The following is a 14,061-nucleotide window of genomic DNA, read 5'->3' on the forward strand; positions in this document are numbered from 1 at the left end:
GAAATCGAAACGCGGGCCTCGATGCCGGCGCCCACTCAGCGGGCCGGACGCGGTTCGGCGCGCGCGGATGCGCATCGCTCCAGCACCGCGTCCAGGCCCGGCATGCCCGCAAACAGGGGATGCACGGACACCAGCGCGGCCAGCTCGGACGGCAGCATGGCGCGGTCCCGCCGCGCCAATGTCGCGGCCTGCTGCAGGGCGCCCAGCACCTGCTCCATCAGCTCCCGCCGCAGCCCCGCATGGCGCGTGTCGATGGTCGCGATCGATTGCAGCGCCAGCGCCAGCACGCTGGGCCGCGCGACCCGCGCGAGCGTCTCCGCGGCGATCGTGATGCGCGCCCCGTCGAGCTCGGCCCCGCTGAAATCGGTCCACGCCAGGCTGATGTCGCGCAGGGTCGCCTGCTTCAGATTGGCGCCGTTGAAACGCAGGTGCGATACGCCGGCGACCGGCGGATCGGCACCGGCCAGATCGGCGTTGCTGAAATCGAAGGCCAGCGCGGTCAGCGGCGCCTCGTCGCGCGGGTCCAGGCTCAGGCGGCGCAGCAAGGCGCTGCGCGGCGCGGCGGTCGACGACGGGGCACGCGCGGCGTCGTCTGCGTGCAGCCCGACCAGCCGCCGCGCCAGGTCCAGGAAGCGCTGCCAGCTGCGCTGCCGTGGCACGGCATCGTGGGCCGCCGGCGCGGTCCGGGCCGCGTCATGCACCGCGATCTGGATACCGGCGCTCGCCGGTTTCGTCGACGCAGTGGAGATCGCGCCGGGCTGCTCCGACGCGGAAGGCACGGCAACGCCGCGTTGGATACTGGGAATGGTCATGTCGGCTCTCCCGCTGTGGAATCAGGCTGCTGGGTCCAATGATGGATTCGATTCGATCGAATCGAATGGTCGAATCGAATGGGAGCCATTGTTCCCGCCGCGCCGGCGCCAGACCATGCCGTTAGGACAGCAGACTATCGATTTTGGTCCGCTCCTTGCGGCGTTGGTGACCGAGGCCACACGACGACGGACCGTCACCAAGGATGCCCGCGGCGATGGGCGCGCACCCCAGGGTAAACACGAACGCAGGCAGCAAAGGCCGACAGTCCGCTCAGAGCATGTCGCGCAGGTGCGATACCAGAAAGAGCAGGATGCCGATGCAACAGCCCACCACCGTGCCGCTGATCCGGATGTACTGCAGGTCGGGGCCGATGCTCAGTTCGATCTGCCGGGACATGTCCGTCGCGTCCCAGTTGCGCACGGTGTCGCTGATATGGGACGTCAGGAATTGCGCGAACTGCGGTGCCGCCGTCCCGGCCAGCGACTCGGCGTGGTCGTTGAGAGAGCGACGCAGCTCCGGGTCCCGCGCCAGCTTCTGGCCGAACCACAGCCCCACGCGCTCGACCTGTTGCTCCAGCTGCGGGGAGCTGCTCTGCAGGTCGTTGGACAGCCAGTCGCGCAGCGCGGCCCATACGCTGCGCGCATAGTCGGCCAGCTCCGGATTCTGCAGCACGAAGTCCTTCAGCTCCTCACCCTTGCGCAGGAACGCCTCGTCGGTCTTGAGCTTGTCGATCAAGGCTTGCAGCGCCTTGTCGAAGGCCGCCCGCAGCTCGTGCGCCGGCATGCGGGCGACCTCATCGAGAAAGTCGATCACGTTGGTGCGCGCCGCCTCGGCAGCCTTGTCGCCCAGCCATTCGGTCGGCAGCACGATCTGCTTCCACTTGTGTTCGCTCTTGAGCCAGCTGACCACGCGCTGGGCGATCAGCTGCTGGGTCTCGTGTCGTCTCAACAGCTCGATCGCCTGTTTGAGCACGGCGTCGAGCAGCTGCTGATGGCTGCCGCCACGGGTCAGCATCTCGAGCACGGAACCCAGCGCCTGCGAGAAATCGATGCGGCCGATGACCGTACGCGCGGCATCGTTGAGGAATGCCTGGATACGCCGGTCGTCCACCAGATCGAGCAAGACGCGCATCAGGTCGGCCGCGTGCCGGCCGATGCGCCGCGCATTGGCCGGCACGCTGAACCAGGCGGCGAGCCGTTGGGCCGGATCGCTGCGCCGGATCAGGTCCGTGACGACCTCGGGGTTCAGAAACTTGTCACGGACGAACTCCGCGAGATTGTCGGCGATGCGGTTCTTGCTCCTCGGGATGATCGCCGTATGCGGAATCGGCAGGCCAAGCGGGCGGCGGAACAGCGCCACGACCGCGAACCAGTCCGCCAGACCGCCGACCATCGCCGCCTCGGCGCCGGCCCTGAGCAGCCGAATCCAGAACGTGGCGGGAAGGAACAGGGTCGCGACGAACACCGCCGCCGCGGCGCCCACGCATGCCAGCGCCACATGCTGCATGCGCTTCAGTTCGGCTTCCTTGCCGGCGTTCCGGCCTTCGTGCATGGCGTCTCCTGGCGCTGCCACGGCGGGCGGCGTAAAAAAATGGGACGTTTCGTTTGAAACGTCCCATTTTTACCGCACTCCCGCGACTGGTGGATTGCCGGCCGACAGCTTCGCGCTGCCGGGCCAACGCGGCGCCGCATCAATCCCAGGACAGCGCACCGCCCGTCTGGTACTCGATCACGCGCGTCTCGAAGAAGTTGCGTTCCTTCTTCAGGTCGATCATCTCGCTCATCCACGGGAACGGGTTTTCCTCGTTCGGGAACAGCGGATCGAGCCCGATCTGCTGGCAGCGGCGATTGCAGATGAAGCGCAGATAGCTCTTGAACATCGGCGCATTCAGGCCCAGCACGCCGCGCGGCATGGTGTCCTCGGCGTAGCGGTATTCCAGGTCCACCGCCTTCTTGAACAGCTCGGTGATCTCGGCCTTGAACTCGGCCGTCCACAGATGCGGGTTCTCGAGCTTGATCTGGTTGATCAGGTCGATGCCGAAATTGCAGTGCAGCGACTCGTCGCGCAGGATGTACTGGTACTGCTCGGCCGCGCCGGTCATCTTGTTCTGCCGGCCCATCGCCAGGATCTGCGTGAAGCCGACATAGAAGAACAGGCCTTCCATGATGCAGGCGAACACGATCAGCGACTTCAGCAGCTTCTGGTCGTTCTCCGGCGTGCCGGTCTTGAACGACGGATCGGTCAGCGTGTCGATGAACGGGATCAGGAACTCGTCCTTGTCGCGGATCGACGCCACCTCGTGATAGGCGTTGAAAATCTCGGCCTCGTTCAGCCCCAGCGACTCGACGATGTACTGGTAGGCGTGCGTGTGGATCGCCTCTTCGAAGGCCTGGCGCAGCAGGTACTGGCGGCATTCCGGCGCCGTGATCTGGCGATAGGTGCCCAGCACGATGTTGTTGGCGGCCAGCGAATCGGCGGTGACGAAGAAGCCCAGATTGCGCTTGATGATGCGGCGCTCGTCCTCGGTCAGGCCGTTCGGGTCCTTCCACAGCGCGATGTCGCGCGACATGTTGATTTCCTGCGGCATCCAGTGGTTGGCGCAGCCGGCCAGGTACTTCTCCCACGCCCATTTGTACTTGAACGGCACCAGCTGGTTGACGTCGGTGGCGCCGTTGATCACGCGCTTGTCGGCGGCGTTGACGCGGCGCGTGCTCTGCGCGGCCGCGGCGTTCGGGTTGTTGCCGAGGATGCCGGCGCCCGGTTGCGTCGCGGCGGGCGGCAGCACGCCCTGCTGGTCGGCCGTGGCAGCCACGGCGGGTTGCAGCGCAGGTTGGGGAGCAGGCTGCGGGGCAGCCTGCGGATTGGCTTGAACGTCGTCGTCCCAGCTCAGCATGGTGTTGTTCTCCGTGTAACGCTCTGGGCAGCCGGTCCCGCCGCGCGCAGCGCAGGCATCGGGACCGGCATCGGGTCCAGTATTGGGCCCAGTATTGGGTCCAGCATCGGTGCCGGCCCGCGCCGCGAGGCGCATCGGGCCGGCGTCGCCCGGTTGATGGCAGTCCTTACTGGCAGGCCTCGCACTCGTCGAACCCCGGATCGCCCGGGCGCATCGTGCAGACCGCGCCTTCGGCTTCGGGCATCGCCGGAGCCGAGGCGGCCACCTGGTCGATCGACGAGGCCGAGACACCGCCGCTCGCTGCGCCCGACGACACCGCGTTCAGCGAACCGCGCGACACGGTCGACTTCTCGACGTGCGTGGCCGCGATGGTGCGCAGGTAGTAGGTCGTCTTCAGGCCGCGGATCCACGCCAGCTTGTAGGTGTCGTCCAGCTTCTTGCCCGAGGCGCCAGCCATGTAGATGTTCAGCGACTGGGCCTGGTCGATCCACTTCTGGCGGCGGCTGGCAGCCTCCACCAGCCAGGTCGGCTCGACCTCGAACGCGGTCGCGTACAGGTCGCGCAGATCCTGCGGGATGCGGTCGATGCGGGCCAGCGAGCCGTCGAAGTATTTCAGGTCGGCGACCATCACCTCGTCCCACAGGCCGCGTGCCTTCAGGTCGCGCACCAGGTAGTCATTGACCACGGTGAACTCGCCCGACAGGTTCGACTTGACGTACAGGTTCTGGAAGGTCGGCTCGATGCAGGCCGACACGCCGATGATGTTCGAGATCGTCGCGGTCGGCGCGATCGCGATGCAGTTCGAGTTGCGCATGCCGTGCTGCTTGATGCGCGCGCGCAGCTTGTCCCAATCCATCGTCGACGACTGGTCGACCTCGAGGTAGCCGCCGCGTTCCTCGGCCAGCAGCTTCAGCGAGTCCTGCGGCAGGATGCCGCGATCCCACAGCGAACCCTCATAGGTGCTGTAGCGGCCGCGCTCTTCGGCCAGCTCGGTCGAGGCCTGGTAGGCGTAGTAGCAGACCGCTTCCATCGAGGTGTCGGCGAACTGCACCGCGGCATCGCTGGCGTACGGCACGCGCAGCACGTGCAGGCAGTCCTGGAAGCCCATGATGCCCATGCCGACCGGGCGGTGGCGCAGGTTCGAATTGCGCGCCTTGTCGACCGCGTAGTAGTTGATGTCGATCACGTTGTCGAGCATGCGCATCGCGGTGCGGATGGTCTTCTCGAGCTTGGCGTGGTCGAGCACGTGGCTGCCGTCGTCCTGCTGCTTCAGGTGCGCGACCAGGTTGACCGAACCGAGGTTGCAGACCGCGATCTCGCTGTCGTTGGTGTTCAGCGTGATCTCGGTGCACAGGTTCGAGCTGTGGACCACGCCGACGTGCTGCTGCGGGCTGCGGATGTTGCAGGGATCCTTGAAGGTGATCCACGGATGGCCGGTCTCGAACAGCATGCCCAGCATCTTGCGCCACAGCTGCATCGCCGGGATCTTCTTGAACAGCTTCAGTTCGCCGCGCGCGACCTTCTCTTCGTAGCCGAGGTAGGCCTTCTCGAATTCCTTGCCGACCTTGTCGTGCAGGTCCGGGCAGGTCGACGGCGAGAACAGCGTCCATTCGCCGTTCTCCATCACGCGCTTCATGAACAGGTCCGGAATCCAGTTCGCGGTGTTCATGTCGTGCGTGCGGCGGCGATCGTCGCCGGTGTTCTTGCGCAGCTCGAGGAATTCCTCGATGTCCAGGTGCCACGTCTCCAGGTAGGCGCAGACCGCGCCCTTGCGCTTGCCGCCCTGGTTGACCGCCACGGCGGTGTCGTTGACCACCTTCAGGAACGGCACCACGCCCTGCGACTTGCCGTTGGTGCCCTTGATGTGCGAGCCCAGCGCGCGCACATTGGTCCAGTCGTTGCCCAGGCCGCCGGCGAACTTCGACAGCAGCGCGTTCTCCTTCAGGCCCTCGTAGATGCCTTCCAGATCGTCGGAGATCGTGGTCAGGTAGCACGAGGACAGCTGCGAGCGGCGCGTGCCCGAGTTGAACAGCGTCGGCGTCGACGACATGAAGTCGAACGACGACAGCAGGTTGTAGAACTCGATCGCGCGGCCTTCACGGTCCTGCTCGTTGAGCGCCAGGCCCATCGCCACGCGCATGAAGAAGGCCTGCGGCATCTCGATGCGAGTCTCGTCGATGTGCAGGAAGTAGCGGTCGTACAGCGTCTGCAGGCCCAGGTAGTTGAACTGGAAGTCGCGCGAGGCGTCCAGCGCCGCGCCCAGGCGCGCCAGGTCGAAGGTCGCCAGCTTCTCGTCGAGCAGTTCGGCCTCGATGCCGCGGGCGATGAACTTCGGGAAGTAGTCGGCGTAGCGGCTGCCCATCTCGGCCTGGGTCACTTCCTCGCCGAGGATTTCCTTGCGGATGGTGTGCAGCAGGATGCGGGCGGTGACCTGGCTGTAGGCCGGGTCCTTCTCGATCAGCGTGCGGGCGGCGAGGATGGCCGAGTCGTAGACCTGGCTCATCGGCACGCCGTCGTACAGGTTCTTGACCGTCTCCTTCAGGATCGGCTCGGCGTCGACGCCCTCGCCCAGACCGGCGCAGGCGGTGTCGATCAGCGCGTGCAGCGCGACCAGATCGAGGGGGCGGGTCACGCCGCCGTCGGTGACGTTGAAGTTGGCGACCGCCTGCGCCACGCGGGCGACGGCCTGCGCGTTGGCCTGGCCGCGCTCCTGATTGCGCTTCTCGCGATAGAGCACGTAGGCGCGCGCCACCTCATGCTCGCCCGAGCGCATCAGCGCCAGTTCGACATGATCCTGCACGTCCTCGATATGGAAGGTGCCGCCGTTCGGACGGCTGCGCAGCAGCGCGCGCACCACGTTCTGGGTCAGCTGCTCGACCAGCTCGCGCACACGCGCCGAGGCGGCGCCCTGCCCGCCGTTGACGGCGAGGAAGGCCTTGGTCATGGCCACCGAGATCTTGCTCGGCTCGAAAGCGACCACCGCGCCGTTGCGGCGGATGATCTTGTAATCCTGGTAGTTGCCTGCGGCGTTCGCAGCGGCGGGGCTCGGTTGCGCCACGGCGGCGGAACCGGCCTTGCCGGCGAATTCTTGTTGGGCCGTCTGCATGAAGCACTCCTGTTTTGGTGACCAGTGTTATCAACGACAAAGAGCCCTTGGAAAATGCGCAAAAAGAGACATTCCGCGCGCGGCGATGCCGTGCCGGATTACTGCCTTGCTGCATTCCCGTGGAGGGCTCTTGTGACGTGCCGACCCTGCGGCGCGCGTGCGTTGTCAGCTGCTGGCCGGCTGGAAACGCTTGACGCGCGTGGCGTGAAGGCAACCTGCCGAGCCCGTGGCGAACGCTGCACGCCTGGGTCGGCTCCCCGAAAGCACCACTAGATATAGTGGTCATAACGAAAAGCTGGACTAAGTATAGTGAAATGAATCGCGTTGACCAGTCTTGACAAGCGCGTCCGCGGGCCGGTCCGGCACCGCGCGAGACCCCCGGCTCCCCGCCAGACCAAGCGGCTCAAGGGTTGCGGCGCTTTTGTCGGCTGCCGCACCGACGAAAGAATTTTTTTCGATTAGCGCCGCGCTTTCGATAGCCCCGCCGATAGCCCCGCATCGGCACGGGGTTTTCGGCTAGGCCGCGGCCCCGCCGCCGCGGTACGGCAGCATCGCCGGGGCGAGTCCGGCAGCCTCGGCAAAGCGCGGCCAGTCGAAGCACGGACCGGGGTCGGTCTTGCGCCCGGGCGCGATATCGCTGTGGCCGGCCACCGCCGCGATGGGATAGGCGCGCACCAGCAGCCGCGTCAGCGCGGCCGCGGCGTCGTACTGGGCCGGCTCGAACGGCAGCGTGTCGCAGCCTTCCAGTTCGATGCCGATCGAGAAGTCGTTGCAGCGCTCGCGCCCGCAGAAGGCCGACTGGCCGGCATGCCAGGCGCGGTCGGCGCAGGAGACGAACTGCACCAGCTCGCCGCTGCGCCGCACGAGGAAATGCGCCGACACGCGGACCTGATGGATGGTGGCGAAGAACGGATGGCGGTCCGGATCGAGCCGGTTCAGGAACAGCGCCTCGATGTCGTCGCTGCCGAACTCGCCGGGCGGCAGGCTGATGTTGTGCACCACCAGCAGATCGACCGGCATGCCGGGCGGACGCGGATCGAAGTTGGGCGACGGCACCCGGCGGGCGCCCTCGACCCAGCCCGCGCCGTCAAGCCGCAGCCTGGGCAGAAGCGGCGCCGTCATGCCGGACCGCCGCGGCCGTTGCGATCCCCGCGGTCGCCTTGCCGGTCCTGGGCTTCGGGCAGATGGGCGGCGCGGCAGTAGTGCAGGCCCTGATAGGCGATCGCCTCGCTGCGCGGCAGATGCACGCCGCATTGGGCGCACGGCACCATTGGCTCCTGCGCGCGGCCGTTTGCGTCAGGATGGGCGCCCTGCCGCGGCACGCCGGGGTCCGCCGGCGGGGGTTCGGCGCGGCGCGCGCGCACGCGGCTGCCGAGCCACCAGAAAATGGCCAGCAGGATTGCCAGCAACAGGAACAGACGCGCCATCGACGGGGCCTTGCTTCAGAGGCGGTGCAGAATCACTTCGATCACGAAGCGGCTGCCGACATAGGCCAGCAGCAGGATGCAGAACGAGGCGATGACCCAGCGCAGCGCCACCCGCCCGCGCCAGCCGTAGAACCGCCGGCCGGCCAGGATGCCGGCGAACATCACCCACGAAATCACCGCAAACACGGTCTTGTGGTCGAACCGGAAGACCCGGCCGAACAGCTCCTCGGAGAACAGCAGCCCCGAAGCGATGGTCAGCGTCAGCAGCACGAAGCCGGCCGCGATCAGCCGGAACAACAGCTTCTCCAGCGTCAGCAGCGGCGGCAGCAGATCGAGCCAGCGGCCCAGCCACCCGGCCTGCTGCGCCGAGCCGGCGGCCATCGCGCCGCCCGGCACATGCACGCCGTGGCCGCGATTGAAGCCATGCAGCCGGCGCTCGACCAGCAGCATCAGGAAGGCATGGAAGGCCGCCAGCGTGAACAGCCCGTAGGCCACGTTGGCGATGATGAAATGCAGCTTGAACAGCGGCCGCGCCGCGTAGCCCAGAATCTGCGCGCCGGGGAAGGCGAGCGGCATCAGGCTGGCCAGCATCGCCACCGGAATCACCACCAGGCCCAGGCCCGCCAGCGAGAAGAAGAAGCTTTCGATCCAGTAGATGCCGACGCCCAGCCACAGCATCGCCGACAGCGCGAAGGCGAAGCCGAACACCATGCGGTCGGCCGGAAAGATGGTTTCATGCAGCAGCATGCCGTGGCTGGCGAGCACCGCCACCATCAGCGCATGCCACCAGGCAGGTTGCCCCTCCGCACTGCCGCCCGGCGCCGCGCCCGGCACCAGTACCATCGAGCCGGGCTGCCCCCCCAGACCCGGACCGCCGGCCGTGCTGGCCGCCAGCCCGGCGTGGCGCGTCGCCCAGCCGTGATAGGCCAGCGCGCAATAGAGGAGTGCCGTCAGGGCATACAGTACAATCGCCATTCGCGCAGTTTACCCTAGCGCCTGTTGCAGTGACCGGCGCAGTGACCGACGGCGATGACCGACGGCAGTGACCCGCGGCGGCAAGGCCCGATCGCCACGCCGCGACGGACGCCCGGCGAGTCGGCCCGATCGGTACCCGCGGGCCCCGCCCGCCACGCCACGGTCGCCGCAACGCACTGTCGCGCACCGTCAATGCAGCCGCGGCGCGCCGCAACCCCTACAAAGCCCACCTCCGGATTTCTGCCATGCTGGACAATCTCACTCAACGCCTGGCGCGGGTCGTCAAGACCATGCGCGGCGAGGCACGCCTGACCGAAGCCAATACCGCGGAGATGTTGCGGGAGGTTCGCCTGGCCATGCTGGAGGCCGACGTCGCGCTGCCGGTCGTGCGCGAGTTCGTCGCCCGCGTCAAGGAAAAGGCGCTCGGCGAGGAAGTGGTCGGCAGCCTCACGCCGGGCCAGGCCCTGGTCGGCGTGGTGCAGCGCGAACTGACCAAGGTCATCGGCGGCGAGGAAGCCGTCTCGGCCGACGGCGCGCCCGGCAAGGCGGCCGAGCTGAACCTGGCGGTGCAGCCGCCGGCGATCATCCTGATGGCCGGCCTGCAGGGCGCGGGCAAGACCACCACGGTCGGCAAGCTGGCCAAATGGCTGAAGGAAAACAAGAAGAAGAAGGTGCTGACGGTCTCGTGCGACGTCTACCGCCCTGCCGCGATCGCCCAGCTCAAGACCGTGTCGGAACAGGTCGACGCGGACTTCTTCCCCTCGCAGCCGGACCAGAAGCCGGTCGATATCGCCCGTGCCGCGGTCGACTGGGCGCGCAAGCACTATCACGACGTGCTGATCGTCGACACCGCCGGCCGCCTGGGCATCGACGAGGCGATGATGCGCGAGATCGCCGCGCTGCACGCCGAACTCAAGCCGGCCGAAACGCTGTTCGTGGTCGACGCGATGCTGGGCCAGGACGCGGTCAACACCGCCAAGGCGTTCAACGACACGCTGCCGCTGACCGGCGTGGTGCTGACCAAGCTCGACGGCGACGCGCGGGGCGGCGCGGCCCTGTCGGTGCGTCACGTGACGGGCCGGCCGATCAAGTTCGTCGGCGTCGGCGAGAAGCTCGACGGCCTCGAAGCCTTCTACCCGGACCGCATGGCCCAGCGCATTCTGGGCATGGGCGACATCCTGGCGCTGGTCGAGGAGGCGCAGCGCGGCGTCGACATGGAAGCGGCCGAGAAGCTGGCCAAGAAGATCAAGAAGACCGGCGGCTTCGACCTCGAGGACTTCAAGGCGCAGATCGGCCAGATGAAGAAGATGGGGGGCCTGGGCAGCCTGGTCGACAAGCTGCCGGCGCAGTTCGCCCAGCAGGCCCAGGGCGCCAATATGGATCAGGCCGAGAAGCAGGTGCGCCGCATGGAAGGCATCATCAACAGCATGACGCCGGCCGAGCGCGCCAAGCCCGAACTGATCAAGGCCAGCCGCAAGCGCCGCATCGCCGCGGGCGCCGGCGTGCCGGTGCAGGAAGTGAACCGCCTGCTGAACCAGTTCGACCAGATGCAGAGCATGATGAAGAAGCTCAAGGGCGGCGGCATGGCCAAGATGATGCGCTCGATGGGCGGGATGAAGGGCGGCATGAAGGGGCTGTTCAATCGCTGATCGGCCGCCGATCCAGCCTGTCTCCCTATTGCGCGCCGCCGCCCCACCAAGAACACTGCCAGATCAGGACCGAACATCATGATGACTGCCGAACAGGCCCGCGAACTGTGGGCCAACTCCGAGGAAATCGTCAGCGCGCAGGCCGTGCAGCAATCGCTGGACCGCATGGCGCGCGAGATCACCGACAAGATGGGGGACCGCTTCCCGCTGGTGCTGTCGGTGATGGGCGGCGCCGTGGTGTTTACCGGCATGCTGCTGCCCAAGCTCGAATTCCCGCTGGAGTTCGACTACATCCACCTGTCCCGCTACAACAACAAGACCGTCGGCGGCGAGATGCAATGGCGCGTGGCGCCGCGCGAGTCGGTCAAGGACCGGACCGTGCTGGTGCTCGACGACATCCTTGACGAGGGCGAGACCATGGCGGCGATCCGCCAGCGCATCATGGACATGGGCGCGCGCGAGTTCTACGCCGCAGTGCTGTGCGAGAAGACGCTGGCCAAGGCCAAGCCGATGCATCCGGACTTCTGCGGCTTTACGGTGCCGGACCGTTATGTGTTCGGCTGCGGCATGGACGCCAAGGGCTATTGGCGCAACCTTGGCACTATCCGCGCGCTGAAGGGCTGAGCTGCCGGCGCCGCCGGTGCCGCCCGTGCCGCGGGTGGCCGGACGTGCCTCAGTGTCCGGCCGCCAGGATCGGCCACAGCGAGCCGAGCAGCAGCAGCGCCATCGTCACGTTGAACACGCGCAGCACGCGGGGGCGCGCCAGCCAGCGGCGCAGCGAGGCGCCGAACACCGCCCACACCGCCACGCTGGGCAGATTGATGATCGCCGACAGGCCGGCCAGCAGCAGCACGTTGAGCCAGACATTCGGGTGCAGCACATAGGCGCTGCACGCGCCCACCGCCATCACCCACGCCTTCGGATTGACCCACTGGAACGCGGCCGCCTGCAGGAAGCCCATCGGCTTGCCGACCTGGCGGTCCTGCACGCCGCCCGCAGTGGCCAGCTTCCAGGCCAGATAGACCAGATAGACGGTGGCCGCCACGCGCAGCACCGGCCAGGTCCACGGCAAGGCCGTGAACAGCGAGCCCAGTCCGAGGCCGATCAGCGCGATCATCAGGGCGAAACCGCTGCTGATGCCGAGCAGATGGGGAATGGTGCGGACAAATCCGAAATTGACGCCCGAGGCCAGCACCATCGTGTTGTTCGGCCCGGGCGTGATCGACGACACCAGCACGAAACCGCTGAACGCGGCAAACACGGCAGAGCCTGCCGCCAGATCCGACAGCGCCATGGCAACTCCTGAATGCAGGGGGAAAGCGGCAGTCTAGCGCGGCGACCCTATACAGTACCGGTACAGTTTCACCTGCAAAGCCCGGCACAGTGCTGCTGCCGGTTCGGCACAGATGCGAAGCGGCCGCTCAAGGTCACGGCTCCGAGCCCACGGCTGCGTTCGTTCAGCGTTCGTTCAGCGTTCGTTCAGCGTTCGTTCAGCGTTCGCTCAGCCCTCGCCCCGATACGGCGCTTCCCGCAGCCACTTGGTGGCGATCCACTTCTCGCCCTGCTCGACCGGCAGCCCGGCGTGCAGCGTGCGCTCGTCCAGCGCCCCGTCCTCGCCGAGATAGGCGAAGAACACCGCATTGCCCTTGACCGGATTGACGCGCAAGCCCAGCTTCGGGAACGCGGTGGCGCCGCCGGCGGGGACGTCGTTCAGATAGATCACCAGCGTCGCCATGCGCTGGCCGCCGACGCGCAGCTGGCGCGCTTCGCCCGGGCGCTGCGGATTGAAGAAGTCGTAGTGCGGCTGGTATTCGGCGCCCGGCTTGTAGTTCAGGATCTGCAGCCCTTCGCCCTGCTCCACCGGGACGCCGGTCACCGCGGCGATGCGCGCCTCCAGCGTTTCAATCAGCGGATGCTCGCCGACCTGGAACATCGCGCCCATGCTGGTGCGCGCATCGATCAGGTTCTCGTCGCCGGTATCGGGATTGACCACCGGCGAGCGCGCCAGCCGGCCGCGCGACAGCGCGATCAGTGCATCGCATTCGTCCGGCATCAGCAGCCGCTGGAACAGCGCGATGCGCGGCGATTCCATCGCGAACAGCACCGGCACGTCGCGGCCGTCGCCGGCGGGCAGGGCGTTGGGGGCGGCGATGGCAGCGGCCGCTTGGGCGTTGGCGTGTGCGGGGTTCGTCGCGGCTTCCGTAGCGGCCCTGGCCTTCGCGGTCCGCGGCGACGGCGATGCCGATGGCGCCGGGCCCGGCCGCGCGCTCCTCATCGCGGAGCCGGCAAAGGCGGCCTGCACCGTGGCCCGCGCGAAGGCCGCATCGTAACCGGACTGGCACATCGACCGCACCAGCGCGTCGGCGCCGAAGCCTTGCGCGATATGCCGGGCCAGCCAGCGTTCCAGTTCGGGCGACGAGGTGGCGTAGCCGGTCTTGCCGGCCACCGGATGCGAGCGGGAAGTCATGACGGATCGGGCAGGCGGTTGGGCTTGAGCGGATCGCGGGCGCCGTAGGGATCGGTCGTCCCGGGCAACGAACGCGCGGCATCGTGCCGGGAACGGACGCCATCGGCAGCGCTGGCCACCGTCACGGCGACTTCGGCATGCTGCCAGCGCTTCCAGGCGGCCAGCACCGCGTTCGGATAGTCGGCGCGGCCGCGGCTGCCGTTGTAGCGGCCCAGCGCCAGAAACAGATCGCCGGACTCCCGGTCCAGGTAGTGACGCAGGATGGTGCAGCCGTAGCGCAGATTGCTCTGCAGATGGAACAGCTTGCGGGCGTCGCCATCGCCGATGGTGCGCGCCCAGAACGGCATCACCTGCATCAGCCCGCGCGCGCCCGCCGTGCTGATCGCGTACTTGCGGAAGTTGCTCTCGACCTGGATCAGGCCGAGCACCAGCGCGGGCTCGAGCCCGGCGCGCCGGGCCTCGTAGTAGACCGTCTCGACCAGCTCGGTGCGGATCGGCGCCTCGGGAATGCGCGGCTCGAGGCGGCGCGACATTTCGGCGACCCAGCGCAGATAGGCCTGCCGTTCGCCGGCGGAGGCGAATACCGGCCGGGCGGGTCGCGCGTCGGCAATCGCCGCGGCCAGCGCGCCGCGCACCGCGTCGGCCAGCTGCTCTTCACGCTGGGCGCCGGCATGCACGGCCGGCGCAGTCAGCAGCAACGCCAGCGCGGACAACAGCACCGAGGCCAGCAT

General features: G+C 67.7%; 12 protein-coding genes. 2 read left to right on the top strand and 10 right to left on the bottom strand.

Annotated elements, in window-relative coordinates; translation table 11 throughout:
• Positions 1-35: 35 nt before the first annotated feature.
• The 7 genes from J5T34_RS13135 to J5T34_RS13165 all read right to left on the bottom strand — a co-directional run bounded on the left by J5T34_RS13135 (position 36) and on the right by J5T34_RS13165 (position 9,214).
• A complete protein-coding gene (locus tag J5T34_RS13135; RefSeq protein WP_208580127.1) occupies positions 36-812 on the bottom strand; it encodes a pentapeptide repeat-containing protein in 777 nt (258 codons plus the stop codon).
• 271 nt (positions 813-1,083) lie between these two features.
• A complete protein-coding gene (locus tag J5T34_RS13140) occupies positions 1,084-2,364 on the bottom strand; it encodes a DUF445 domain-containing protein (protein WP_208580128.1) in 1,281 nt (426 codons plus the stop codon).
• Positions 2,365-2,503: 139 nt separating this feature from the next.
• Positions 2,504-3,706, bottom strand: coding sequence for a ribonucleotide-diphosphate reductase subunit beta (locus tag J5T34_RS13145; RefSeq protein WP_208580129.1), 1,203 nt, complete (start codon positions 3,704-3,706; stop codon positions 2,504-2,506).
• 166 nt (positions 3,707-3,872) lie between these two features.
• Positions 3,873-6,812, bottom strand: a complete 2,940-nt coding sequence (locus J5T34_RS13150) for a ribonucleoside-diphosphate reductase subunit alpha (RefSeq protein WP_208580130.1) — start codon at positions 6,810-6,812, stop codon at positions 3,873-3,875.
• 516 nt (positions 6,813-7,328) lie between these two features.
• Complete coding sequence (ampD, locus tag J5T34_RS13155) at positions 7,329-7,934, bottom strand: 1,6-anhydro-N-acetylmuramyl-L-alanine amidase AmpD (RefSeq protein WP_208580131.1); 606 nt, start codon at positions 7,932-7,934, stop codon at positions 7,329-7,331.
• On the bottom strand, positions 7,931-8,239 hold the full coding sequence (locus J5T34_RS13160; RefSeq protein WP_208580132.1) for a PP0621 family protein: 309 nt from the start codon (positions 8,237-8,239) through the stop codon (positions 7,931-7,933). The genes ampD and J5T34_RS13160 overlap by 4 nt, the downstream gene beginning before the upstream one ends.
• A gap of 15 nt (positions 8,240-8,254) precedes the next feature.
• The gene (locus J5T34_RS13165) at positions 8,255-9,214 is read right to left on the bottom strand and encodes a cytochrome C assembly family protein (RefSeq protein ID WP_208580133.1); all 960 of its coding nucleotides are present in this window, start codon (positions 9,212-9,214) and stop codon (positions 8,255-8,257) included.
• 245 nt (positions 9,215-9,459) lie between these two features.
• Here J5T34_RS13165 and ffh point away from each other — a divergent pair, with 245 nt between their 5' ends.
• Both ffh and J5T34_RS13175 read left to right on the top strand, forming a co-directional pair.
• Positions 9,460-10,863: a signal recognition particle protein gene (gene ffh, locus J5T34_RS13170; RefSeq protein WP_208580134.1), complete on the top strand. Its 1,404-nt coding sequence runs from the start codon at positions 9,460-9,462 to the stop codon at positions 10,861-10,863.
• A 78-nt stretch (positions 10,864-10,941) separates the two neighbouring features.
• Complete coding sequence (locus J5T34_RS13175; RefSeq protein WP_149316591.1) at positions 10,942-11,487, top strand: hypoxanthine-guanine phosphoribosyltransferase; 546 nt, start codon at positions 10,942-10,944, stop codon at positions 11,485-11,487.
• Between the two features lie 49 nt (positions 11,488-11,536).
• Here the strand turns inward: J5T34_RS13175 and J5T34_RS13180 are convergent, their stop codons facing one another.
• The 3 genes from J5T34_RS13180 to J5T34_RS13190 form a co-directional block, all read right to left on the bottom strand.
• A complete protein-coding gene (locus J5T34_RS13180) occupies positions 11,537-12,157 on the bottom strand; it encodes a LysE family translocator (RefSeq protein WP_208580135.1) in 621 nt (206 codons plus the stop codon).
• A gap of 207 nt (positions 12,158-12,364) precedes the next feature.
• The gene (locus J5T34_RS13185; RefSeq protein ID WP_208580136.1) at positions 12,365-13,330 is read right to left on the bottom strand and encodes a 2OG-Fe(II) oxygenase; all 966 of its coding nucleotides are present in this window, start codon (positions 13,328-13,330) and stop codon (positions 12,365-12,367) included.
• Positions 13,327-14,061, bottom strand: coding sequence for a lytic transglycosylase domain-containing protein (locus J5T34_RS13190; protein WP_208580181.1), 735 nt, complete (start codon positions 14,059-14,061; stop codon positions 13,327-13,329). The genes J5T34_RS13185 and J5T34_RS13190 overlap by 4 nt, the downstream gene beginning before the upstream one ends.

Origin of the sequence: Cupriavidus gilardii, assembly GCF_017598945.1 — a bacterium.
GTDB classification, from domain to species: Bacteria; Pseudomonadota; Gammaproteobacteria; order Burkholderiales; family Burkholderiaceae; genus Cupriavidus; species Cupriavidus gilardii_E.

Bases quoted from the DNA above. Each gene is read 5' to 3' on its own strand.
- J5T34_RS13135 (WP_208580127.1), bottom strand. From the start codon at position 812: ATGACCATTCCCAGTATCCAACGCGGCGTTGCCGTGCCTTCCGCGTCG.
- J5T34_RS13140 (WP_208580128.1), bottom strand. From the start codon at position 2,364: ATGCACGAAGGCCGGAACGCCGGCAAGGAAGCCGAACTGAAGCGCATG.
- J5T34_RS13145 (WP_208580129.1), bottom strand. From the start codon at position 3,706: ATGCTGAGCTGGGACGACGACGTTCAAGCCAATCCGCAGGCTGCCCCG.
- J5T34_RS13150 (WP_208580130.1), bottom strand. From the start codon at position 6,812: ATGCAGACGGCCCAACAAGAATTCGCCGGCAAGGCCGGTTCCGCCGCC.
- ampD (WP_208580131.1), bottom strand. From the start codon at position 7,934: ATGACGGCGCCGCTTCTGCCCAGGCTGCGGCTTGACGGCGCGGGCTGG.
- J5T34_RS13160 (WP_208580132.1), bottom strand. From the start codon at position 8,239: ATGGCGCGTCTGTTCCTGTTGCTGGCAATCCTGCTGGCCATTTTCTGG.
- J5T34_RS13165 (WP_208580133.1), bottom strand. From the start codon at position 9,214: ATGGCGATTGTACTGTATGCCCTGACGGCACTCCTCTATTGCGCGCTG.
- ffh (WP_208580134.1), top strand. From the start codon at position 9,460: ATGCTGGACAATCTCACTCAACGCCTGGCGCGGGTCGTCAAGACCATG.
- J5T34_RS13175 (WP_149316591.1), top strand. From the start codon at position 10,942: ATGATGACTGCCGAACAGGCCCGCGAACTGTGGGCCAACTCCGAGGAA.
- J5T34_RS13180 (WP_208580135.1), bottom strand. From the start codon at position 12,157: ATGGCGCTGTCGGATCTGGCGGCAGGCTCTGCCGTGTTTGCCGCGTTC.
- J5T34_RS13185 (WP_208580136.1), bottom strand. From the start codon at position 13,330: ATGACTTCCCGCTCGCATCCGGTGGCCGGCAAGACCGGCTACGCCACC.
- J5T34_RS13190 (WP_208580181.1), bottom strand. From the start codon at position 14,061: ATGCTGGCCTCGGTGCTGTTGTCCGCGCTGGCGTTGCTGCTGACTGCG.